We start from the raw sequence: 24,816 nt of genomic DNA, 5'->3' as shown, positions 1-24,816 counted from the left end.
AACAGGTGAAACCCAATTATGTCGTAACGACAGTGCATCCCGCAGGACCATAGAGAAAACTGGTCGATCTGAAGATTGGTTACATTGATCCGGAACATGCCATAGACCTAGAGGGCAACCGCTACCTGTTTTTTGTCTAAAGGATACCGAATTACATTGGCTAAGGAGGGCTTATATACGGCGGGGAGACTGGATCAGGTGCACGAGGGCTGGAGATCTCCCAGGGAGTGACTCATGGAAGGCTTCTATCTCGAGTCCCCCAATCTTACGTTTAAAGAAGGATATTACTACTTGACCTGTGCACTAGGCGGGACCGCCGGACCAGCGACTAGCCAGATGAACGTTTTCGCGCGCGCTGAATCGCAGGAAGTATCCTGGGAAAATTCACCGTACAATCCGATTGTGCATACGTAGGACCACAGCGAGAAGTGGTGGCCCAAAGGGCATGCCCACGCTAGTGGATACATCTGAAGGCAAGTGGTTCATCGTATACTATGCTTAAAAAAAGATTATTACACGCTCGGCCGGCAGACACTGATCGAGCAAAAAGGAAAAGTGTTCTTAGCGCATTCTGTTATCAGGCTGGACTGTAATCTAATGGGTTTGACATTTTATCTGAGAAGGGATGAATCAAAATGAAAGCACCTTTATTCCGTGATCCTATCTATGACGGCGCTGCAGATCCCGTGGTTGTTTGGAACCGGGAAGCCCAGGAATGGTGGATGATTTATACAAATCGCAGAGCAACAGCGGAGGGAGAGCGGTTCGCCTGGGTACACGGTACTGACCTTGGCGTCGCTTCCTCGCGGGACGGCGGGAAAAGCTGGCTCTACCGTGGTACACTGCAGGGACTTGATATCGAGTGGGGCCGTAATACCTTTTGGGCGCCGGAAATCTATTGGCATGAAGGGATCTACCATATGTATGTCAGCTACATCCAAGGTGTTCCAATCAGTTGGGCCGGCCACAAGCGTGATTTGATGCATTATACCAGCCTGAACCTGCTGGATTGGACGTTCTGCTCCAAGCTGGAATTGAGCTCCGACCGGATCATTGACGCCTGCATCCACGAGCTGCCGGGCGGCGGCTTCCGCATGTGGTACAAGGATGAGGCCGATCAGTCACATACCTACGCAGCCGATAGTAAAGACTTGTACCAATGGGAAGTTGTTGGACCGGTACTTACGGAGCGACCTCACGAGGGTCCGAACGTCTTTCTGTTTAAGGGGTATTACTGGATGATTGTCGATGAATGGAGAGGTCAAGGTGTGTTCCGCTCCTATGATTTGGATACGTGGGTACGGACGGGATTGATCCTTGATCAGCCGGGTACGCGCGAGGATGATGGGACAATCGGCCTGCATGCAGATGTCGTCGTACAAGGAGAGCAGGCTATTATCTTCTATTTCACACATCCTGGGAGAGATGAGACAGTGAATCAGGAAGATCTGGAAGGAAGATACGAAAGCCGTCGTTCCTCGATTCAGGCGGCCCGGCTTGATGTCGTCGAAGGTATGCTTGTGTGCGACCGTGATGAGCTGTTTGAAATGGAACTGCTTCCGGAAGAGTAGTATGCAGGGGCTTTCCTTATTTATTCCATACATTTATATAGAAAGAAGGGTCTGCTATGGAAGCGTATTTATTCGTTCATTTCAAGGAAAAAAAGACGCCCGACGGTGAGCAGGTCTACTTTGCGCTAAGTACCGACGGATTTCACTGGGAAGCAGTGAATAATGGTAAGCCCGTTCTGGAGAGCAATATAGGAGACAAAGGTGTCCGCGATCATTCGATTGTAAGGACCCGTGAAGGAAGATTTATCATACTCGCTACCGACCTCAGCCTGGCTAATCATTTTGAAGGCAAATATGAGGGGGATTGGGGCAATATTACGACAATAGGCAGCAAGGCACTCTCTTTATGGGAATCGGAGGATCTGGTGAACTGGTCGGAGCAGCGGCTGGTTCACCTCGGAGATGAGAATTTCGGCTGCCTCTGGGCGCCTGATGTAATCTACGATTCACAAGCGGAGGATTACGTGCTGCACTGGTCTTCATCCCATGTATCCAATGCTTACGGCGACAAGGCGATTTATTATTCACGCACCAAAGACTTTAAGACGTACAGCAAGCCTGAGCTATTGTGCCAGAAAGCGGACAGTGGGATTATCGATTCAGCTATTTATGAGGAGAATGGTATGTTCTATCGTTTTCTGAAAAGCGAAGCCAATCCCTCCACACTTATTCTTGAGACTGGCGATCGGATTGTCGGTGGAGAATATAAAAGAAATGCAGTTTTTGATAGAGAAATGGCCAAACTGCGCCAAGGTTTTTATGAAGCTCCGACCGCGTTTCAGCTACCAGACGGAAAATGGTGCCTCATGCTTGATTATTATGGTGTGGAAGGCAAAGGCCAAGGTTATGTGCCGTTTATCTCCGATACTCTGGAAAGCGGGGAATTTCTACTTTCCGAGGCGAGCTTCAGCTTCCCTTATGGCTTCAAGCACGGAACGGTGCTGCCAGTTACGAATGAAGAATATATGCGAATTAAAGAAGCGTTCAGTGGTGACGGACAAATATAGATTTGACTTTCAATACTTTGGACATTAAAAAAGCACCATTGTCTGATCGTTAAGTTGAAAATAATAAGCACCGACCATATCAGGTATTGGAACAGCTTGTTTCGACATATTAGCGGTAAGCGAGTCCCTGTTCTTGTTGGTTGGCAACAGCCCGGATGCCATAAGCCGCAAGCTGAAATCGGCCGCTCCAAAATTGATATTCCCGATTTCAGGCAAGACTCAAACAGCGCGTGCCATTGAATATAGGCACGCGCTGTTTGCATAGTTTTTCATCTGTCTACTGATAGGGATGAGCAAAGAGCATGTAGTACAACTTCCTAGCCCGTTTGAAGGCAGGGGCTATTTTAAATTCATAGCAGACATCACGTCGACTTCGTTCGCTTTCTTAAACCAGTCGTTTACTTCTTCTGTAATTTGTGTTCCGCCTTTTTCGTACCATTGCTTCACAAATTCATCATAGGCTTCAAGTGGCTCTTTACTGTAAATTATTTTGGTAAAAGTTTCTTTCTCCATGGTGGTAAGCTGCTCCCAGGATGACTGCATCGTCTTGGTCGGTGAACCGTTGAAAGCAGTAGGCAGTAGCACATCCCGGTCCTCATAGGAGATGACATAGCCATCTTGAGTCGTTTGGGAGATCCCGGCAGACTTGATCAAGACACCAGTGTCCAGAGCAGCACCATTTGCCAGGTCGTAGAAGGATTTTCCTGGTCCGTCGACGGTTGGTGTATTCTTTGTGAACGTCATCTTGCCGAGAGCTTGCAGCGCCTCCAATGGTTTGTTAAACTTGGCGAAATCATAAGTAACTTCACCATCCACAATATCATAGTCATAGCCCTGGGCATAACCGTATTTGAAGTCACCGGTTCCGAATGCAGCATCATAAAGCTTATCATAATACAAGAAGAACGCTTCTATATTGTTGAAATCTTTGTTGAACATAAAGACGCCGTCATTGAGTTGGCCTGACTGATAAGTTTTCTCTTCCTTCACACCTTTGATCGTCGAATAGACAGCGATTTTGGCACCCGAAATATTTTTCTCGACATCCTTCACGCTGTCATACAGCCAGGGACGGCCAATGATAATTCCGGCTTTCCCTTCCGTGAAATCTGCAATTGCATCCCAGGCCCCTTGGGTAGCCAATTCCATGTTAAGATAGCCTTTGGAGTACCAATCACGGAGCTTGGCGAGTGCTTCCTTGTTGCCATCAGCCACTGATCCGTAGGTGAGCTTACCATTGTCGTTGTACCACTGCCCGGGAAGATTCTTACCTGTATAGGCGCTGAAGATCATCACGGAATCACTGACCCAACCGGTATTGTATGAATCTTTGCCGGAGAAATCGAATCCGTAAGTATCCTTCTTGCCGTTGCCATCGGGGTCATCGTCTGTAAAGGCGGCGATGACTGTTTCAAATTCATCAATTGTTGTAGGCGCTTTCAGATTCAGCTTGTCAAGCCAATCCTGGCGAATGAGTATTACTTCACCTTCGGACAGATTGGGTGACATAGCTAAGCCGTACACTTTACCGTCCTGAACGACCGGATTGAATGTTGTTGGATACTGCTTGTAAATTTCTTTTAATCGATCCGGCATATAATTTTTTATATCCTCAGTGATCTCCTTCACCTGTCCAGACTGGATGAGGTCACTAGCGAGCGAAGTATCATATACGGGAACAATATCAGGGAGCTTTTCAGAACCGGTAAGTGCAAGCCGAAGCTTGGTATTGTAATTTGAGGCGTCGCCGCCGAGCAGAGTGGTCTCAATTTTGATGCCCAGGTTGTCCACACCCCAGCGGGTCATCACATTGTCGTTTAGACTTTCGCCATTGATATACTTACCAGCATTCTCATCTTGCTGTTTAGCAGTTGTAATGGTTATTGTCGGGTCATATTTCCCGTCTTTGAGCGTCGATTCTGTTGTGGCGCTAGATCCTTTGTCCTTCGATACACAGCCAGCAAGCAAGCCGGCTATCAGTAATGTGGAGGCAGCGATAGCAAAGGTTTTTTTTGTTTTCATTAATTTAGCTCCTTTATATTTGTTCTTTGTGTTACCGCAATTTTATTCCTTTACCGCACCTAAGACGATTCCCTTTACAAAAAAGCGCTGAAGGAAAGGATAGACGAGAATAATCGGCAAGGTGCTGATAAAGATTTGCGCTGCCTTGATGCTTTGTTCCGACATGGAGGCCGCTTCCGATACGCTGAGCGCCATACTCTGCGCCGAGCTTTGGACGACAACCGTCTGTAGGAACGAGGCGAGAGGGTAGTTGGTAGTATTGGACATGTACAAAATCCCGTCAAACCAGGAATTCCAGTGTCCTACCATGATGAACAGTCCGACTGTAGCCAATCCCGGGAGAGACAGAGGTAGGTAAATTTTGACGAAAATGCCGAAGAATGAAGCTCCGTCGATAAAAGCTGCTTCTTCCAGTGCTTTCGGGATTGTCTTGAAGAAGTTCATAATCAGGATTAGGTTGTATGCTCCAAAAGCGCCTGGCAGCACCAGCGCCCAAATCGTGTCTTTCAAACCAAGACTAGTCACCAGAATGTAAGAGGGAATCAGTCCGCCGGAGAACAGCATAGTGAATACGAAGATCCACATTAGGGTATTGCGCCCACGGAATTCTTTGGACATCGCATATCCGGCAGTTGTAATTATGAACATGCTGATCAGCGTTCCGAGGGTAGTACGCACTACGGAAATCAACATGGAGCCGGTGAAATTCGTGTTCTTGAATGTTTTTTCATAGGCATCAGTTGTAAACTGCACCGGCCAGAAGGAGACTAGGTTACCATTGACAGCCGCCTTGCTGCTGAAGGATTGGGCTAGTAAATGCAACAAAGGAAGCAAGCAGGACAGCGCAACCAGTATAAGCAGAATGTGATTGAAAATGGAGAAGATTTTATATCCCTTCGACTTGTGATACATGCTTAGTCTCCTTTCTAAAAGATTTTATAATTCGCTAGCTTGTAAGCGATTCTATAGGAAACAACTATCAGAATAAAGCTAATACCGGATTTGAATAATCCAACAGCGGTACCGAATCCGTACTGACCGTTAAGCAGAGAGGATCGGTATACATAAGTGTCAATAATGTCACCGGTACTGTACACGAGTGGATTATAGAGATTGAAAATCTGGTCAAAGCCAGCATCAAGAATGCTCCCTAAACTCAGTGTCGAGATCACGATAATCATCGGCAACATGCTTGGCAGTGTTACATGGCGGATCTGTTGTCTGCGTGTTGCTCCATCGATCTCTGCCGCTTCATAATAAGAGGGGTCTATGCCTGTAATCGTTGCCAAATAAACGATCATGCCAAAGCCGAAGTTCTTCCAAAGATCGCTAATAATTACAGTTGGTCGAAAATAAGCGGGATCACCCAAGAAAAAAATCGGCTCTGTTCCAAATAAGCTGGTAATAAAATGGTTAACGCCGCCGTCAAGACCCAGAATATCAATCATTATTCCAGCTACCGTGACCCACGACAGGAAGTGCGGCAGGTAGACCAGCGTCTGAATGCTCTTCTTTATTCCCACGCTGCGAATTTCGCTCAGAAGAATTGCCATAATAATTGGAACAATGATTCCTACGACAATCTTGAAGATAGCGATAATAAGCGTGTTGATAATGGCCTGTGTCGATTCTTCATATTGAAAAATCATTGCGAAATTGTCCAGACCAATCCACTCTGACCCTGTGATTCCAAGCCACGGCTTATAGTTTTGAAACGCCATGACTAATCCGACCATAGGACCATAGGAGAAAATCAAGACGAAGATCAAGGCCGACATACACAGTACATATAAAGGCCAATTTTTTTTGATTTCTTTTTTCCACGGATTCTTTCCGGCTTTTTGAAGTCTTTCCGGTTTGTCTCGATTAAGCTTTGTTTTAAATACCTCAGAGATGGTCATTACCCCCTTTTCATATTCTTCTCCTCTGTGCTGCATATTAAGACTAACAAAAGCGCTTACATCGCGAAATGCCAGAAAATAAATATCATAGCCACGATCTTAACTATGTTAACAAAAGGACTTTATTAAACAAGAGCTTCTCTTTTTCTTTAATGAAGGTTGCGTTATCATTGTAAGATGGTCAACCATAGCGGTAAAAAGGAGGACTTTGCTCTGAAAAAAATAAATATGAAGCGCTTTATTTATTTTTTTGTGTTTTTTCTAACGCTTACATTGATTTTGTTTTATGTAATGGAAACTCTAAGTGCTAATACTCTGAAGCAGAGCCTCATCCAGTCTTCCAAGAATCAGGTGATTTATACGAACAGTATGTTGGAAGGCGTACTTTCCGAAGCCCGGACGTATGCGATTCAGTACACGACAGACAGCTCCGTTCGCTATTATGAGAGTCAAAAGCAGGTTTTAGGCACCTATGATTCCCAAATGAAGAAGAATGATATAGGGGCAATGATCCATAATACGCTGGTATCCAGCCAATCTGTGGAAATGGTAGGAATTTACTGGAAGTCGGATGAAACATTCATTTCCACGATGAGCGGTCAAACCTCCGAACCTTTCAAAAAGGTGACTCGCAGGGGATGGGAAACGATAAACGGAAGTTTGTACTTTTTTTCTGTCTATCCCTATATCAAGCAGCCCAATATTCCTCTGGATATACAATTTGTTGTAGGCGTAAAGCTAAAAACAGATTATTTATTAGGGTTACTCGATAAGGCTCTGAACAGTAACAATGCGGATGCCTTTTTTTTGTTCAACAAGACACTACTGGTTGGAAATCGAACTGTGGATCCTGACATTGTACGGGCAGCCCAAGGGATGATTGCATCTATTCCGGATCAGGTACTGGAATATCGTTATAAGGCAGCTGACGGAAATTACGTAATATTGTCTCAATATATCGAATCGATTGATTCCTATTTGATTACCTACACGCGCATGAACGATGTTCTGAATCCCCTTAACCGGAACCATCAAGTATTCTTTATCAGCATTTTGGTTATTCTTATCATCGGTCTGTTCGTAATCACAATGTTCTACCGTAACTTTTACCGTAATGTATACTTGCTGCACAAACGTTTTTATCAGGTGGAGCATGGTGAATACGGTACACGGATCAAGGAGAATCCAGGCAACGAATTTGATAGCCTCTTCAAAAGCTTCAATCACATGGTTGAACAAATTCAGGCCCTGTTTGATTCGCTGGCAACAGAGACGGAGCTTCGCCAGAATGCTGAACTGAAGCAGCTTCAAGCGCAAATCAACCCGCATTTCTTGTATAACAGCCTATTCTTTATTATGTCCATGGCCAAGACTTCACCGGATGCAGTCATGCAGATGAGCAAGCATTTGGCTGAATATTACCGTTATATGACCAAGCTTGACTCTCGTCATGTAACTATCGCTTCCGAACTAGAGCTGTCGGATCATTATTTGAGCATAATGGCTCTATGCAAACAAATTGATTACCGAATCGAACTGCCGCCAAATATCGGGCTAAGGCGGATTATGCCTTTGATGATTCAACCCATCGTCGAGAATGCGATTCAGCACGGCATTGAAGAACACCAGGGGGCACACCGTGTATTTATCGCAGTTGAAGAACTAGGCGGAGGTGTTAAAATCACGGTTTCCAATGACGGAAAGGTACCCTCGGCAGAAGAATTGTCGCAGCTCTTGAACCATGTTGAAAAAGAGCAGGTGCCGTTAGGAAAGCAAGGCATAGGGCTATGGAACATTAACAGGCGTCTCAAGAATTCGTATGGAAAAAATAGCGGCTTGAATTTTTTCCCCAATGAATGGGGAGGACTCTCAGTTAGCCTGCACATCGACTTTCAATTGGAAGAAGGGGATTAGTGTGAAAGTATTGATTGTGGATGATGGATATTACATCGTGGAATATCTAAAGCACTTGCTGGATTGGAAGGAATTCGGAGTGAATCAGGTGGAGACCACGACCAATTCCATTGAAGCCAAGCGGATGCTGAAAGAGTCCTCCGCTGATATTCTAATTACTGATATTCGTATGCCTGAGGTATCGGGGATTGATCTGCTTGAGTATGTAGGTGAACTGAAGCTTAAGACCAAGGTGATTTTTTTGTCGGGCTATTCTGAATTTGAGTATGCGCAAAAGGCAATCCGTCTAGGAGCATTCGATTACTTGTTAAAGCCAGTGGATAAAGACGATATGGAAAAGGTTATACGAGATGTTACCAAAGTGATCGAGGAGAGTCAGCCTGAAGGCGATACTGCCTGGGAACCGTATGACAGTCTTGGATATCTGTTGGCAGCCCTAAGCGAAAATGAGTCTCTGATACAGGAGTTTAAACCCATATATAATGGCTTTGAACAAAATCCTATGTGCTTCTTCCGGCTATCTCCGGCGGACAGGATTGAGGAAGGGAAGCTCAGAGAAACTCTAGAAGGGTTTAATGCGTACATTTGGGCTGCCCCACCTTCTTTGGCAGGGATAGTTCCTGAATCAGAAACTCAGAAATTGAAGGCGGTTATCCCCTCGATAACCTTATCAGAGGCGTTTCAGTTCAATCTCAAAGATTCAGTCCGTTATTCGTTCTATCAGTTTTTCTATCAGGAAGAGGTCGGGCCCAATGATTTCAGCCTACTACGGAACAAGGAGGAATTCTCAAAGCTGGAATCGCGGAAATGGGAGTGCTCAGGTCAAAGAATCCAGAAAGAGTTCCCTAAACTAATGAACAGGAAGCAGAGGGTCATTTATCTTCTGGAGGTAATCCATTATCTATATCTTACCAATGACAACCTGCGAGCCGAGGAAGTTCTCGAGTGGATCATTCATCGGCTGGAAGATCCGTGCGAGGCTTATGAATATGTCATCTTAACCATTTCGCGGCTTGGGAAGGAAGCTGATTTATCCAATGAGGATATTATCGACAACGTTCGGAAGTATATCGTGAGCCATATTGACGAAGCTCTCAGCCTTGAGGATTTGGGGAGAATCGTCCATCTACACCCTGTATACCTCTCCAAGTTCTATAAGCAGGAGACAGGAGAGAACCTTTCAAGCTATATATTGTTCAAACGGCTGGAGCGAGCCTCCAAGCTATTAATCGAGTCCAATCTCCATGTGGTAGATATTTCTCACATGGTTGGCTATAAAAAGTCCCAATATTTCATCAAGCTTTTTAAGGAGCGATATGGCGTTACACCGCAGCAATACCGTAAGCAGCAAATAAAACTGAAATAAGTCCTGCAAGGATTTTGTAAAGGGAATCGGCATATAGCGGTGTAAAAGTAGGAAATACCATAAAGGATACGGTAAATCATCTGCCGTTCGGCCTCTGGCCTTCTTTTTAGGAGTGAAATTGTTTCGCCCCGGAGTCCGATCGCCTCGCCAATGTGGAGAAAGGTCCAGTCAGGCTGTGAATTAAGCCTACTTCGCTTTGCGCATCCGTAGCAGAACCCAATAAACGTATGATGTCTTCCCGGACAGCATACGCTTATTTTGGCTTTGTTAGCGTATGCTGATGCCAAGCTGTGACGCCATATCTGCAGCCTGAATTAAGTGTTGACCTTGAGTAAGGTGATGAATTGATATAATCCCGTAGGACTGCCAGCCTAAAATCGCTTCCGTATTCTGTGAGGGTAAGCAACTCTTTTAACTGATCAGCAATCCGATCGTTGCTTCTTTCTTCCCCATGAAAATATTGCTTTGCTCCAGTCTGAACGACCACACGATGCCTGATACCATGTAACCGTAAATCGTAATATAACCCTTCTGTCAGTGGCCTTTCCTGCTTCATACAATGAGGCATGCCGGGTGCATGAAGGACGCCTGACCGCTCTGACATTCTTCTGGTTTGATCGTTCACCGAAAATTCGCCTCTCCCTTCCAGTGTCTGGAGCCATTTAAAATAGTGATAGCCGTTTTGACTGTCGCATGTACCCTGAACCGATAGTATACCAGTGGTTTCCAGCTGCAGAGGCAGCAATTTCGTGGGAAAGGAGGGGGCGATACTACGGTTCATAGAAAACCTCCATATTTTTATACGTTAAATCTCTAATTTCATATAGGAACATGAAAATACGAGTCTTACAATAGAATTGGATACGTCAGTTTTATCGTATGTGGAGAGGTATACCAAGTATGATTCATGCTAGTGAACCAAAAATATGGTACGGAGGGGACTTCCCAGAGCAATGGGAGAAGGCTGTCTAGGACGAGGATTTGCGTATTCAAGCTTACGGGCATCGACGTGGCAATGCTTAGTAAATCCGGATGGGCAAAATCAGTCCGATAAGGAAAGCTGTGATTTCGGCTGGCTTGATGAAATGATGGATAAGCATCATGTGGAAGGAATCGGTTTCTGCCTGGGGAAAAGTATGCGGAATAAGTCGATTGTAATAGGGATGAAGAGTTTGAACGCTTATAGCCGGGATAAGAGTGGAGAATGCTCTGCGGTCTGATTTATACGGAAGGCGCAGAAATGGAAGATGTCTACGGAGATCGTTTCTATCACGAGATGCCGGCGCTTCCGTCAACAAATTTGGTGCCGGTGAGCAACGCTCCGGACCAAAGATAGCCGGGATTACCTGTTGTGCTCAAACACAATGAGCAGCGTGACTAAAGCGACATTCCTTTATCAACATGATGATACTCCGTGCCAGATGGTATGACAGATCTTGCCGAATATGATATGCAAATTATCAGGTTAATCACAAGTGCTTCAGGGGGGAAATGCCCGCGGGAACAATGGATATCAGGAGTGATCAAAATGGTTGGAAAAACGTGTGGGAATATAATGCAAGCGGATCAACCCCGCGGTTATATTATGGGCTATTTTACCGAGTCACCGGATGGACTTGCCAATGCGTTCTCGCTGCATTTGGCATCCAGCCGTGACGGGAGAAACTGGATCGCGTTGAACGACGGTCAGCCCGTATTGGTTCCTGAGATCGGAGAATGCGGTATGAGAGATCCGTTTATCTTCAGGAAACAGGATGGCCAATATATCGTGGCTGCGACGAATATGTGGAACAGCGAATTCATTTTGTGCTATGATTCGCCGGATTTGATCCGCTTTGATCGAGGCAGGCTGCTTCGGTTGAACAGCTCAGGCATGCATGCCTGGGCGCCCGAGATTATTTACGATTCCGAGCGCAGGGAGTATGCGATTTTTTGGTCCGGAAATACTGACCGCAACCGGATCTATGTTAACTATACGGATGATTTCCTGAGTGTGTCGGAACCGCAGGTATTTTTCGATCCGGGATATGATGTCATTGACGCTTCGATTACGCAACATGACCGGATGTTTTATCTATCTTTCAAGGATGAGCGGGAACCAGAAGAAGCCCCACGGGAAGGTAAGAGGATCAAAGGGGCTGCTTCAGCTTCGATGCGGCCAGGAAGCTTCAACGAAACCGTTTATCCCAAAGCGATTGGGGAACCCATGATTGAAGGGCCGGTGATTATTCGTGCCTTGGATGAGGATAAATGGTATTTGTACGGGGATTGCTATAAGCCCATTAATGCTAAATGTTTTGCATGGGAGACTACAGATATTTATGGCTGGGCATGGAGTCCGATGAATCGGCGCAGCTACCAGCTGCCTCCAAATGCCAAACATATTTCGATTGTAAGTGTAGGGCCGGACGATTGGGACAGGCTGATGGAAGCTTATAGTCCGCCGGATTGGCGTAGACTCAGGTCGTATGCGCTTCCCGATTATTATTTAAGGTCAGATGGTTCGTATGCCAAGCTATCGCCGATCCCGTTCGATCCGTTTACCTCTTTACTATGGAAGATCGTTCCCGGGCTAGCAGATCCTGAGGGCTTATCCTTCGAATCGGTTCATCAACCAGGTTGTTATTTAAGATGTTTGCAGTTCGTGCTGCGGTTAAGCGATTGGGACGATAGCGTCGTTTTTCGGGAGGAGTGTACATTCCTCCATTCCGAAGGCTTAAGCGATCCCTCATGGTCCTCTTTCCACCCATATCTGTACCCGGATTTGTTTGTAGCAACCGATGGCGCCTATTTTCGAATTTTGGCAATCGAGCATGAAGAAGAGCGGCCTTTTGCGACCTTTCAGTTGAGCTGACCAGGAACATTGTACACTATTTTGCGAGCGTCTGTAGGACATGCATTTAGAGCGAGAAATGATTATTTTTGGATAGAAGCAGTCAACTACTCGCAACAACCCGATACTAAAATTGATATTGTGCGATCATAAATCAAAGGATTGTAACTAGAAATCATCTTTATAAAACTTGGAGGCTAATCATGTCACAGATTCTAGGAATTAATGCTATTCTGGCTGGCGACTATCCCGATCCATCCATTGTCAGAGTCGGACAGCATTATTATATGACCCATTCTTCATTCGACTATACGCCGGGGTTGCTCGTATGGCATTCACTTAACCTGACGGACTGGGAGCCGATTGGTCACGCAATTCATGAGCATGTGGGCGGCTCGATTATGGCGCCGGATTTGATCTGCCATCAGGGACTTTTTTATATCTATTTTCCAGCTGGCCAAACCAATTGGGTGGTGACGGCAGAGAACCCGGCAGGGCCATGGAGCAAACCGATCGACTTAAAGATTGAAGGGTATATCGACCCTGGACATGCAGTGGATCAGAAAGGGAATCGCTTCTTGTTTGTGAACGATGGGTATATGGTCCGATTGTCAGACGATGGACTGTCTACCGTAGGAGAGTTATTGAAGGTATACGACGGTTGGAGATATCCAAGGGAGTGGCTGACGGAAGGCTTTTATCTTGAATCTCCCAAGCTTACATTTAAAGATGGATATTACTATATGACCAGCGCTCAAGGGGGGACGGCAGGCCCTGCAACCAGCCACATGATCATCTCCGCCCGTGCCAGGTCGCTGGAAGGTCCTTGGGAGAATTCGCCGTACAATCCCATTGTACGCACGAACCACCGCAGCGAGAACTGGTGGTCCAAAGGACACGGTTCGCTTGTGGATTCACCTGAAGGGCAGTGGTATGTCGTGTATCATGCCTATGAAAAAGATTATTATACTCTTGGCAGACAGACGCTGATCGAACCGGTACAATGGACAGCTGACGGTTGGTTCACTGTAGCTGATGACGAAGATTCTTCAACTTCTGAGGCTACAGTAACTGCAGACCCTTCGGAGAGAGCATTGGTGCTTACGGATTCAGGGGAATTGGGACCTCACTGGCATTTCTTCGGAGGAGAACGTCTTAAGGATTATAGAATAAAAGATCATCATCTGGTTTTGAAGGCAGGCTCCAAGGAACAGTCGAATCCGCTGTTGTGTATTCCGGTACACCATACCTATACAGCCGAGGTTTCCATGAGTTTGCAAGGCAAGGCAGAGGGAACGCTTGGCCTGTTCTATAAGCCTGGTTTTTATTATGGAATAGGGTTTGACGGCAAGGAGGCATTTGCTTTCCGTAATCATAATACGAGTGAACGCATGGCGGTATCCGGCGAATCGGTAACGCTCCGAATCGTCAATGATCAGCATGAGGTAAGCTTGTATTTTCTGGACTTGACAGGACAATGGAGCAAACTGGATCATGGCTTTGAAATGTCTGGCTTTCATCACAATGTACTAGGTGATTTTCTGAGTCTGCGTATTGCGTTGAATGCAACCGGCGAAGGAAATGTACATTTCAGCGGATTCAGTTATCGGGTAGGAGTATAAAGGGCTATAAGATTCTAATTTTATACTAACCGCAGAGTGACGGCGGAGGGAGAGAAGTACGCTAGGGTTCACAGCATCGACCTAGAGGCGCTTCCTCGCGGGGCAAAGTATAAGCTGGCTGTATCGCGACACACCAAAGGGACTGGATATTGTCCAATGGGGCCGCAATACATTTCTGGGCGCCGGAAATGTATTGGCTTGACGGGCTGAACCGTATCTATATTTAAGGCATACGGTTCAGCTGGTCCCGCTAGCTCATCATTACATGCTGCATTATACAAATCCGAACCTGCTGGATTGGACATTCTGCTTCAAGCTTGAGCTGAGCTCGGATCAAATTATCGATTTCTGCATTTATGGGTTGACTGGCCGCATCTTCAGTATGTGGTACACCAAACGGTAAGTTTAGACTAATGTGAAGAGTTGTAAATAAGCAGATTCGGCAGACATTGTTAACAGCTTCTGCTCTTTAAGGATTTAGGTGGACGGGTGTTATACCGTCCATTTTAATTTTTTATCTTCACTCTCGGCATGGTGCTTTGTCACCCTCGATATCCAGGTTCGGAAGCAGATGCTTAGCCATTTTGGAAGATGCCAGGCTTTTTCACGAAGACCGCGATTATGGCGGGAACGAGTATCATGCGAATGAAGCATTAATTTCGTACACAATTCTTTGATGGAACATTTGATGACCATTCAAACCATTAAGCGGTATGATGTGGTACATGTACCATGAGATTGTTAATGCGAAATATAAACTATTGCCGAGAATTCCAAGAAATTGGATCAGTGCCTCGCGGACTTCTACAGAATGCATTATGATTTCGAATATATGTGGCTATTATTAATGTCGCATTCGAAATATAGAGCTTGCACTTCTGGAGAGACGTAGAGTAGAAGGAGATAGTTGTAGAACGTTCCCAGGAGGAATAGTTATGAAGCATATGTTTGAGGCTGTCGTTTTCAGTGGTTCCAAGCTGTTCTGGGACTATCGTTTACACAATACGGACAACTACAAAGGCCATTATCATTGGCATCAATGTTGCGAAGTACTGTATGTTCATGAAGGCGAAGGGCGTGTTGTCGTCAATGGAGATACGTTCCAGATTCGTAAGGGGATGCTCTTTTTTCTTCAGCCGTATCAGCTGCATTATGTTTATGCGAATGTAAGTCAAGAGCAACCTTACACGCGAACGATTTGCCACTTTGATCTGATGCTTATCGATGAGCTGCTTCGGCCGTTTGCAAAGAGATATGAACTGTATACGGTATTATGGCGCGGGCAGAATTCGGTGCAGGCTTTTGATCTTATGGCCTACAGCGGGAGAATTGAATGCGATTTTAGCGACTACGACTTGGCAAGAACAGAAGGAAAGGGCGAGGACACGGAGGAGATCGCCATGCTGATTCTGCGCATCCTGGACACTATTATACGTAGTACACCTGCGGAGCAAAAGCGAACCTCTAACACTAAGGAGCGAAGATGTGCAGGTTATGCGCAAGAGGCGATGCAGTGGATCGATGAGTATTATCAAAAAAGTTTCCGATTGGAAGACCTAGCTAATGACTTGCATCTATCAAAGTTCTACTTATCGAAGCTTTTTCATGAGGAGACAGGCAGCACGCTGAAGGAATATATCACGGCCAAACGTTTAAGGCAGGCTTGCCGACTGCTGGAGACTACATCGAAATCAATCGAATGGATTGCTGGCGGGGTGGGTATCCCCAATGCTTCCTACTTTGCCAAAGTGTTTAAGCAGGAAGTTGGTATAACACCGCTGAAATATCGAACAGAATTTATCCATTCAAATAAAAAATAAAGGTTCAGAGGAAAGCCCCGTTGAGTAGGAGATTCTCTCGGTACTGTCCTTATTAAAGATGGGGAAGCCGTTTCAAGTTGGTAAGATCATGCCAATAAATGAACATTTCCTCATATCGTTTTGTCATTATGTTATTAGAATTGCAGGTATAGTTACTCTGTACAAATTAGCGGATGGATAAAGGGCCAAAGGGAGGTGAAACATTGGACCATTTAAGGAGAGTGAATTATTACAAAAAATGAAAACGGTAATAAGAGAAGATATCTTCTTCTATTTCTTGACGACGATTATCATGGAGCCAAGACGCTGGAAGAACTTGAATGCGCTTGCAAATTCCACAATAGCGCCAATTATATCAAGCACGCCGAGTTGCAAACAATTAATTCCTAATTTCGCTGTTAAGCCCTCCTTAATATTACCGGCAGGAGGGCTTGGTCTGTCATATGGATCTCCAAATCAGGATAGCGTAGAATAACTATTTTCACACACCCTTGAAAACGGTGTATTCGAGGCAAGAACCTTTCAATGGATAATTGGATAATACTTCTCACTAATAGCAAGTTATGATGAGATGTGATGGTGTTCAGATTAAAATCATCACTATAGCGGTCCAATTAATTGACAGTTTAGAAGGGCATTAAACTCAATGAATTTCTCGCAGTGTGATACTCAAATAGTTAGGAGGTTCAATATGAAAGACGAAAAAGGATTTTCGAAACGTTTTTCTGGTATAAGGAAAACAATATGTTTACTCTTGGTTTTCGCGCTCGGTGCTGCTCCTTTAAATGTTTGGCCAAAAGCGTCTGCAGATGACACAGTACCAGCGGCATCTGACATTGTGACCATTACTGAAGTTATATCTGATGAAGGATTTACCCACCCAGGTGTGGGATTGACCAAGTCAATTCTGGATAATATGCGGGGACAGGTTATTGCCAATAAAGATCCTTGGTACAGTTATTATGTGGCAATGGCTAAGTCCTCTTACGCTTCCAAAACGTTCGCTTCAAACATTTTCGACAGTTCTAATGCTGATGGCACGGATAATCCGAAAACGCGTGCAGTCAACAGTAAGGCGGCTTTTGTGGTGGACGGTTTGAGAGCGTATACACAAGCTATTATGTATTATATAACCGGTGATGAAGCCTATCATTCGAATGCCATGAGAATCATCAGACTGTGGGAGCAGATGGATCCGAGCCAATATACGTATTTTACAGATTCACATATTCATATGGGCATTCCACTGAACCGTATGGTGACTGCTGCGGAAATTTTGCGATATTCAAGCTCGGCAAAAGCGGATACGAAGTGGGCATGGACGAACGAGGACACAAGCAAATTCACGAAAAATCTTATTAATCCAATGACCGAAACATTTCTTCATTTCAATGACAAGTTCATGAACCAACATACGTATCCGCTGCTTGGGGCCGTATCGGGCTACATTTTTTCAAATGATCGTGCAAGATATAATGAAGGAGTCGAATGGTTTACTGTGAATAAAACCGCAGTTGATCAGGGGCAAAACGGTTCTATCAAACGTTTGTTCCGGTTGGTGACTCAAAATGACTTAACAGGCGAGATGATAGATCCCCAGGTGGTTCAGCATGTGGAAATGGGTCGGGACCAGGCACATGGTGCTGGCGATATAACCAATGCGGAAATTTTATCGCGTTTATTACTTGCTCAAGGTACCAAAGTGGATCCAGTGGAGGGCACGGTATCGAATGCCTCGAATGCTGTTGGCCCATATGAATTTCTGGATAACCGCATCCTAAAAGCCGCTAATTTTTTTGCCCAGTACATGTTAGGTTATGATACTCCGTGGGTTCCTGTTGCATCCCATACTGATGCGAATGGAAATCCTACCGCAATCTATGAAAAAATATCAGATGCTTATAAAGGAAGAATTGGTGGGAATGTTTATGATCTTTACTATTATTATAAATATACTGCTGGAGTAAATATGGAGGAAGAAGCCCCATATTTCACGGAGATGTTTACCAAGAGAACAACCTTTTATTGGGAATCTCCTGATGGAGGAGCGGATTACTGGCTGTATATTCCGAAAGAAGCAGAGTCCGAGGGTATCCAAACGCTTCCGAAACCTATGCTAGATTCCAATTTTATAGAAATTGAAGACCGCTATACCCAGTTAGACGGTAATTCAGCGACACTACAAGAGGGGGATACCTCTTTCATCAGGATAGCTGCAACGGAATTGGGAAGCAAAATTGCAATTGTTTCTTCGAGCACAGGCCAAAAAACCATCGGATTCAGGATTCGAACTAACGGCACAGCCAAGATGGTTATCAGCTTTAGTATTAACGATACGCTGAGATTGCCTGACACGAAAGGGCAGTGGAGATATGTAACTTATACTATGAATGATATACAAAGTTTTGGTGATTTTGCATATTTTACGGTTTATGGAACCGACACTAGCGTTGATATTGACCATATTAATTTACAAGCGGATACGCTGCTGACCCCTCCGGTATTTACTGCGGGGAATAAAGATTTGCAATTATTAACCTATACGGAATCAACTTCTACGATCAGTTGTGATTTTTCAGCAACAGATATAAATACAGCCGAAGAAATCACTTATCAGATCGAAAATAAGCCGGAGGGTGCTGTATTCAATGAGAGTACTGGAGCATTTTCGTGGAAGCCGACAAAAGCCGGAGCTTATTCCTTTATAGTATGGGCGTCGGACGGAACCACCATGACATCGAAGAGTATTCAAGTTACCGTTGACCTAGACAGGCAATCAGCAGTAAACACAATAATTGCAGAAATGGAACCTGATGATGCCTATGTTTCTTCAAGCCTTGAGAAATATAAGCAAATGTATGCTGATGTTATGAATCTGATCTCTAGTGCATCAGATGATGTCTTTATCCTGAAATTAATGGATTTGAAAACTCTGATTGCAAGTCTCCAGAAGTTGACGCCTCTGTTGAGCGACGGCAGCATGGATTTTGGTAACATACTGGTTAGTTCTACTTTTGGAACTCAATTACAGCCTCTTCTTGATAATAATCCAGACAGTTTTGCAGGATATTACCTGGCTCAGGACCTGAGTTATTACATGGATTTTGGGCCAAGTTTCAAAGTGTCAGCAAATGCCTTCGGACTTCAGGTAAGAACTGCTTTCTCCGAACGTATCGGCGGCACTACCGTGTTCGGATCCAATGATAGAGAAAATTGGATCCAGCTAACACCCGGACTGACAACGGTTATGGGCGACATGCAGACACTTAAGGTAAAGGATGATCTCCAAGAGGAACAATACCGATTTCTGAAGATACAAATGATTGAGCCGGCGTATGATTTGTTTCCAGCAGGCAACCCGATGCTAGAATTGTCCGAATTCAGAATTTTTGGAGAGCGACATGAAAGCATAAACAAGCTTTCGTCAGTATCTATAGGTTCGGATCAAAGCATAGCGAATCGAGTGGTTACAGGCAACGTTGTTAAATTGTCATTCCAGTCAACAGAACCAATTCAGGATGTGCAGGTCACCATCCAAGGACAGCAGGCAACGATTTTTTCAGCAGACCAGATAAATTGGACAGCATTGGCGACCATGACTCCTTTTACACCAACAGGTAATATCAAGTTTGATCTTCAATATAAGACGACAGAAGGGGTGTCTGCGGATCCGGTCATCTTCTCTACAGATAACTCTAAGTTATATTATGTAAATAATGAGAAAAAATTAGATGTTTCTAAATTAGCTTCAGTAATCGCTTCCGCAGCTCAGTACGGCAGCAATGGCTTGCCTAAGGAAAAGGTCGGTTATTTGTTGTTTGACGGCAACACAACTACTTACGGCGATCTTGTCACCGGTCCCGGCTCTTATTATACGATAGACCTGGGAGTAGGGGCATCTGTTAAACTGAGCGACGTTATGCTAATGCCTAGAAGTGGGCAGGCAGGGAGAATGAACGGAGTTATCGTGCAGGGCTCCAATGACAATTTGAACTGGACAGATCTGACACCGGCAGTGTCGGGGGCTGCGGATAATACTTGGACATACATTAATGGCGAGCAATTCAAAGATAAAAATGCGTACCGCTACTTAAGAATCTTTAACAGCGCTTCTTGGTACGGGAACGTAGCGGAAGTGGAGCTGTACGGTGAATATGATATTTTGGCTGATGCGATCATTTCGAAGATGCTGCAGCCGGAAGGATATACCAGGCTCAGTTACCATCTATACAAAATGGAGGCTGACCGCATTCTGGAAGCAATTAAACAGCCAGGAGCAGACAAGCTTGCTTTGATTAACGAATTGTTTGAGGAGGAAAAGCTGCTTGTGTCCACTGCAGCGCTTCCTTCAAAACTAACGATTTCCGAAAGTATGGTGGAGGCTTCTACGACTCTCTTTGGAAACAGCAATGTGTCCAAAGCAGCCAATGGCTGGCGGGCCTTCGATGGTAATACAGGGACCTATACAGATGCGAGTCAAGCCAATGCTTGGATCGTTGTGGATTTGGGCATGGGCAACGAAAAGTTGTTAGAAGGCTTAAGATTCTATCCGAGAAATGATGGGAATTACGGTCGAGTCAACGGGGCGGTCCTGCAAGGATCTAATGACGGCCAGGTCTACACAGATCTCTACACCATCACCGACGTCACCGCTAGACAATGGTACACAGTAGCCATAACCAATAATACGCCTTTCCGCTATCTGCGGTATAATTCTCCGAACGGGTATGCCAATGTGGCAGAGCTAGAGTTCAACGAGAAAATAATTGACAAGACGCTGCTGACTTATTTGGTTGATCAGGCCGAAGGGATGAACCTGGAACTATATACGAAGGAAAGCACTCAGGCATTTGGTCTAGCCCTTAAGAGTGCCATTGCGCTGAATGACAGCAACGGAACCACCCAGGAGCAGGTCGACAATGTGACTTCTCAACTGCTGTCGGCGCAAAGAAATCTCGAATATTCGCCGGGTGCTCCGGTGCTAACCCCTATTGGTGATAAGTCCGTGGACGCAGAATTCACCCTGAGTTTTACGCTTCGAACATTAAAAAGTGTGACGGACGTCACTTATTCGGCTGACAATCTTCCTGCCGGAGCTTTCTTGGATTCATCAACCGGCGAGTTTTCTTGGACGCCATCCAAAGAGCAGGGCGGCGTTTACAGTGTGACCTTCAACGCCTTGGCCAATGGCTTGTCAACTTCGCAGAATATCAAAATTACGGTTAAAGGATTACCGCAGATTGCACCGGACACAGCTATGGAACTGACCGCAAGAAAGCCGTTTTCTTATCAAGTAAAGGTTTCCGATCCGACTGGCTTGCCGTTGGTTTATCAAGCTACTCATTTGCCTGCGGGAGCAATGTTTAATGCAGCTACCGGCACATTTACATGGACGCCGACGCAAACGGATTACGGAAGCAATGCGGTAATCTTTACGGTCAGTAATGGCAAGTTTTCCGTCAGCCAGACACTGATTCTAAATGTAGGGTTTTATTTATCCCCTTCCGCAGACTATACCCAGGGCAGCTATGACTTGTACCACAAAGAATTTGAACGAATCGCAGCAGAAATCGGCAAGCCTGGAGCGAATAAGCAGCAGCTTATTGCCGAACTGCAACAGGCCGAAGGCTTGCTTGTTCACAAGCCTCTATCACTTTATTCGTTCGAAGGAAATCCAGATAATACCTTCGGCACAACTGCCGGAACGGCCTTTGGCTCTCCGGATTACACGGCAGGAAATGCTGACTACAGCCAGGCCATTCAATTTAACGGCTCCAATCAATATGTCCAGCTGCCTGCGGGGCATGTGTTGGCTGATTATAATGAAATGACAGTGACTACATGGGTGTATTGGGGCGCAAACAGCCAGTGGCAGCGCATATTCGACTTTGGAAACAGCAGCTCTCAATATATGTTCCTCACACCAAGGTCGAACAATAACACATTGCGGTTTGCCATTAAAAACGGTGGTTCGGAACAAGTAATTGATACCGATCAGTTGCCTCTCAATCAATGGGTACATGTTGCGGTAACGCTTGGTGGAGGAACCTCGAAACTGTATGTAAATGGCATTGAGAAAGCGTCGGCTGCTATCACAATCAAACCGAGTGATTTCAAACCCAGCGTCAACTACATCGGAAAGAGTCAATTTGCCGCAGATCCATTGTTTAACGGAAAGATTGACGAATTTGTTATATACAACCGGGCATTGAGTGCTCAAGAAATTGGCGAGCTGTACAATGGAAATGTGAAATGGCGGGACGATTCCTTGCTGGAGATGCTTCTGGCGAACGCAGTAAAGCTTGATCTGGAGCGTTATACGGAAGATAGCCGTGTGCCTCTTCAAGTTGCCATTGCCACAGCGCAACAACTCTTGGGTTCCGTAGATAGTACACAACAGCAAATCAATGATGCCTCTATGAGAATAAAACAAGCCGTGGATAAGCTGGGCTATATACCGCTTATTGTAGCACTGGATACAGTAGAAGTCGCGACAGAAGTGGGTGTTCCTCCTGTATTGCCTACAGTAGTTAACGCCGTTTATGACACGGAGGCGGTGGTACCGGTTTCTGTTGTCTGGAATACGATCGACCCGGTACTGTATAGTGCTCCAGGCAGTTTCAGTGTGACAGGGACCGTGTACGATACACCGCTTCCGGCTATCGCTTTTGTTACAGTGCTAGACCCGGATGCACCGCTGCCGCCGACAAATCTTCATGCATCAGACATCACAGACCATTCCTTGGTACTTGGATGGAGCGCATCAACAGATAATGTGGCAGTGACGGGGTATGATGTTCTATTGAACGGAAAATTGGCGGGAACAGTGACTGGCGATACGTATGAGTACAGCTTCACAGATCTGGTGCCGGATACTTTATACACCTTTAAGGTTGTGGCTTTTGACAAAGCGTGGAACAGAATGCCAAGCACAGAGTATACGGCAAAGACGCTGCCGGCCCTGGATCAAGATCCGCCGACTGCTCCGACCGGTTTGACAGCGTCTTCAATTACCACAAGTTCCTTGATACTTGGATGGTCGGCATCTGCGGACAATGTGGGGATCATCCGCTACGATGTAATACAAGGGGGGATCAAGGTAGGCACGGTAATGGGGGATACGTACAGCTACAGCCTTGATGGGCTTGCCGCCAACACCTCTTATACGTTCCAGGTAATTGCCTTTGACGCGGCGGGAAATGATGCGGCAAGCGAAAAATACACTATCAAGACCCAAGCTGTGCAAATAGATGGTGGTTATACGAGTGGCGTCCCCGTGTCTCTCACAAGCACGGAGGAAGCCGTTGTAATAGAGAACCGGATTCAGGTGAGTATGGCTGTGAAAGATGGTACGGCACAGGCGGCTTTGAGCGCAGAGAGCTTGAACAAAGCGATTGTCAATGCTCTACAGAGCAAGAACCAGACCCTACTTATTGATTTAAAGTCAAAGGAACAGATTTCTTCTATCTTGCTTGAGCTTCCGGTAGAGACATGGATTAAGGCTAGAGAAGAGGGCATCAAGTCAATTGTTATCTACTCCAATCTAGCATCATTCACCATTTCTATTGATGCCTTCACCGGACTTCCTGAACAAGGAATCCTGTCATTAACAATTGGGGTCGTGAACACGTCCGAGGCCTTATCGGACATACTTAAAGGTGAAAATGTGTACGAATTCAGCCTTTCTGTGGATGGTAATACCGTCGGAGCCTTTAATGGAGACAAATCGGTGGAGGTCCACATTCCTTATGTACCTAAAGCCGGTGAACAAATCAATAGTCTCGTGGTGGTTTACATCAATGATCAGGGCGATTTGGAAATCATGCGCAACTCCAAGTATGACAGCAAAATGGAGGCACTCGTGTTCTATGCTAAACATTTCAGCAGGTATGCGGTTGTATCCAATCCGGTGGAGTTCACAGATATGAACTCCTACTCCTGGGCGCAAAACAGCGTAAACGCACTAGCAGTTCGTCAAATCGTGAAGGGGGTGGGCAATGGTCGGTATGCTCCTGAGCGTATCATTACCCGCGCCGAATTCCTAAAGATTATGATGGAAGCATACGATTTGGTGAGAACTGGCTATATTGCAACCTTTACTGATGTGAAGAAGGGCCAGTGGTACTCCGATACGGTGGCAACGGCACAAGCCATGAAGATTGTTACGGGGTATGAAAACGGTGACTTTGGCTTGGATCAAGGAATTACCCGGGAAGAGATGGCTGTTATGACCGTCCGAATCCTGAAAGCGGCGGGAATTGAACTGCTAAAGGAAGATAGCGCCATCCCTTTCCAGGATTCTTCTGAAATAGCTGATTATGCTGCGGCAGCAGTGAAGGCTTTAAATGAAGCCGGCTTTATCGAAGGCTTAGGCACCGGTAGCTTCGGACTAAAGTCGCCACTAACGACCCGGGCGGAAGCCGCAGTGCTGATTGCCCGTATGCTGGATTTGAATTAAGAGGGGGCCCCGTGCAAAAGGGGCCACTGAAAATTAGCCTCTCGTGTTAAAACAAGCACATGTATCAAAAAGACACAGTTTATTCTGAAAATATAAGAATTTATATGCTTCACGATATAAATTAACCTTCTATTTTTGGAGAAACGGAAACCACCTCTTTCAGAGGACGGTAAAACCGTTTCTTCTTGGTATAAAGAATGAACTGTAGTCTTCATAGTTGATTCGTCATGAAAGGTAGGATAAATGAAAATTAAAAGCTGACCTTTCCAGTAAAGACTATTAATCTACTTTGAATTCATGTG

At 45.4% G+C, this 24,816-nt stretch carries 12 protein-coding genes; 9 read left to right on the top strand and 3 right to left on the bottom strand.

Going from position 1 to position 24,816, the window contains the following annotated elements; genetic code table 11:
- The first annotated feature begins 234 nt into the window (after nucleotides 1–234).
- The 3 genes from HYD27_RS32850 (at nucleotide 235) to HYD27_RS01265 (ending at nucleotide 2,578) form a co-directional block, all read left to right on the top strand.
- On the top strand, nucleotides 235–414 hold the full coding sequence (locus HYD27_RS32850; RefSeq protein ID WP_219210536.1) for a family 43 glycosylhydrolase: 180 nt from the start codon (nucleotides 235–237) through the stop codon (nucleotides 412–414).
- Nucleotides 415–635: 221 nt separating this feature from the next.
- The gene (locus HYD27_RS01270) at nucleotides 636–1,571 is read left to right on the top strand and encodes a glycoside hydrolase family protein (protein ID WP_219210529.1); all 936 of its coding nucleotides are present in this window, start codon (nucleotides 636–638) and stop codon (nucleotides 1,569–1,571) included.
- 56 nt (nucleotides 1,572–1,627) lie between these two features.
- Nucleotides 1,628–2,578, top strand: a complete 951-nt coding sequence (locus HYD27_RS01265; protein WP_219210527.1) for a glycoside hydrolase family 43 protein — start codon at nucleotides 1,628–1,630, stop codon at nucleotides 2,576–2,578.
- A gap of 339 nt (nucleotides 2,579–2,917) precedes the next feature.
- On the opposite strand, the gene HYD27_RS01260 is transcribed toward HYD27_RS01265, so the two are convergent.
- The 3 genes from HYD27_RS01260 to HYD27_RS01250 are packed head-to-tail and all read right to left on the bottom strand — an operon-like array spanning nucleotide 2,918 to nucleotide 6,378.
- On the bottom strand, nucleotides 2,918–4,600 hold the full coding sequence (locus tag HYD27_RS01260; RefSeq protein ID WP_219210525.1) for a type 2 periplasmic-binding domain-containing protein: 1,683 nt from the start codon (nucleotides 4,598–4,600) through the stop codon (nucleotides 2,918–2,920).
- Between the two features lie 42 nt (nucleotides 4,601–4,642).
- Complete coding sequence (locus HYD27_RS01255) at nucleotides 4,643–5,512, bottom strand: carbohydrate ABC transporter permease (protein WP_219210523.1); 870 nt, start codon at nucleotides 5,510–5,512, stop codon at nucleotides 4,643–4,645.
- 14 nt (nucleotides 5,513–5,526) lie between these two features.
- Complete coding sequence (locus HYD27_RS01250; protein ID WP_228744913.1) at nucleotides 5,527–6,378, bottom strand: ABC transporter permease; 852 nt, start codon at nucleotides 6,376–6,378, stop codon at nucleotides 5,527–5,529.
- A gap of 351 nt (nucleotides 6,379–6,729) precedes the next feature.
- On the opposite strand from HYD27_RS01250, the gene HYD27_RS01245 reads away from it, so the two are divergent.
- From HYD27_RS01245 to HYD27_RS01220, 6 genes are all read left to right on the top strand, one after another.
- The gene (locus HYD27_RS01245) at nucleotides 6,730–8,415 is read left to right on the top strand and encodes a sensor histidine kinase (RefSeq protein WP_228744866.1); all 1,686 of its coding nucleotides are present in this window, start codon (nucleotides 6,730–6,732) and stop codon (nucleotides 8,413–8,415) included.
- A gap of 1 nt (nucleotide 8,416) precedes the next feature.
- Nucleotides 8,417–9,781 carry a response regulator transcription factor gene (locus HYD27_RS01240; RefSeq protein WP_219210518.1) on the top strand — a complete coding sequence of 455 codons (1,365 nt, stop codon included), beginning with the start codon at nucleotides 8,417–8,419 and terminating at the stop codon, nucleotides 9,779–9,781.
- A 1,528-nt stretch (nucleotides 9,782–11,309) separates the two neighbouring features.
- The gene (locus HYD27_RS01235; protein ID WP_219210516.1) at nucleotides 11,310–12,635 is read left to right on the top strand and encodes an AbfB domain-containing protein; all 1,326 of its coding nucleotides are present in this window, start codon (nucleotides 11,310–11,312) and stop codon (nucleotides 12,633–12,635) included.
- Nucleotides 12,636–12,817: 182 nt separating this feature from the next.
- Entirely contained in the window at nucleotides 12,818–14,236 is a 1,419-nt protein-coding gene (locus HYD27_RS01230; protein ID WP_219210515.1) for a family 43 glycosylhydrolase, read from the top strand.
- A 935-nt stretch (nucleotides 14,237–15,171) separates the two neighbouring features.
- Nucleotides 15,172–16,056, top strand: a complete 885-nt coding sequence (locus tag HYD27_RS01225; protein WP_219210513.1) for an AraC family transcriptional regulator — start codon at nucleotides 15,172–15,174, stop codon at nucleotides 16,054–16,056.
- Nucleotides 16,057–16,747: 691 nt separating this feature from the next.
- Nucleotides 16,748–24,514 carry a LamG-like jellyroll fold domain-containing protein gene (locus HYD27_RS01220; RefSeq protein ID WP_219210511.1) on the top strand — a complete coding sequence of 2,589 codons (7,767 nt, stop codon included), beginning with the start codon at nucleotides 16,748–16,750 and terminating at the stop codon, nucleotides 24,512–24,514.
- The last annotated feature ends 302 nt before the right edge of the window (nucleotides 24,515–24,816 follow it).

This window comes from Paenibacillus sp. S150, assembly GCF_019352175.1.
GTDB lineage: Bacteria > Bacillota > Bacilli > Paenibacillales > Paenibacillaceae > Paenibacillus_AQ.
This window is presented reverse-complemented; position numbering and strand designations above follow the sequence as displayed.

Bases quoted from the DNA above. Each gene is read 5' to 3' on its own strand.
- HYD27_RS01255 (WP_219210523.1), bottom strand. From the start codon at position 5,512: ATGTATCACAAGTCGAAGGGATATAAAATCTTCTCCATTTTCAATCAC.
- HYD27_RS01260 (WP_219210525.1), bottom strand. From the start codon at position 4,600: ATGAAAACAAAAAAAACCTTTGCTATCGCTGCCTCCACATTACTGATA.
- HYD27_RS01270 (WP_219210529.1), top strand. From the start codon at position 636: ATGAAAGCACCTTTATTCCGTGATCCTATCTATGACGGCGCTGCAGAT.
- HYD27_RS01245 (WP_228744866.1), top strand. From the start codon at position 6,730: ATGAAGCGCTTTATTTATTTTTTTGTGTTTTTTCTAACGCTTACATTG.
- HYD27_RS01225 (WP_219210513.1), top strand. From the start codon at position 15,172: ATGAAGCATATGTTTGAGGCTGTCGTTTTCAGTGGTTCCAAGCTGTTC.
- HYD27_RS01265 (WP_219210527.1), top strand. From the start codon at position 1,628: ATGGAAGCGTATTTATTCGTTCATTTCAAGGAAAAAAAGACGCCCGAC.
- HYD27_RS01235 (WP_219210516.1), top strand. From the start codon at position 11,310: ATGGTTGGAAAAACGTGTGGGAATATAATGCAAGCGGATCAACCCCGC.
- HYD27_RS01230 (WP_219210515.1), top strand. From the start codon at position 12,818: ATGTCACAGATTCTAGGAATTAATGCTATTCTGGCTGGCGACTATCCC.
- HYD27_RS01250 (WP_228744913.1), bottom strand. From the start codon at position 6,378: ATGTCGGCCTTGATCTTCGTCTTGATTTTCTCCTATGGTCCTATGGTC.
- HYD27_RS01220 (WP_219210511.1), top strand. From the start codon at position 16,748: ATGAAAGACGAAAAAGGATTTTCGAAACGTTTTTCTGGTATAAGGAAA.
- HYD27_RS32850 (WP_219210536.1), top strand. From the start codon at position 235: ATGGAAGGCTTCTATCTCGAGTCCCCCAATCTTACGTTTAAAGAAGGA.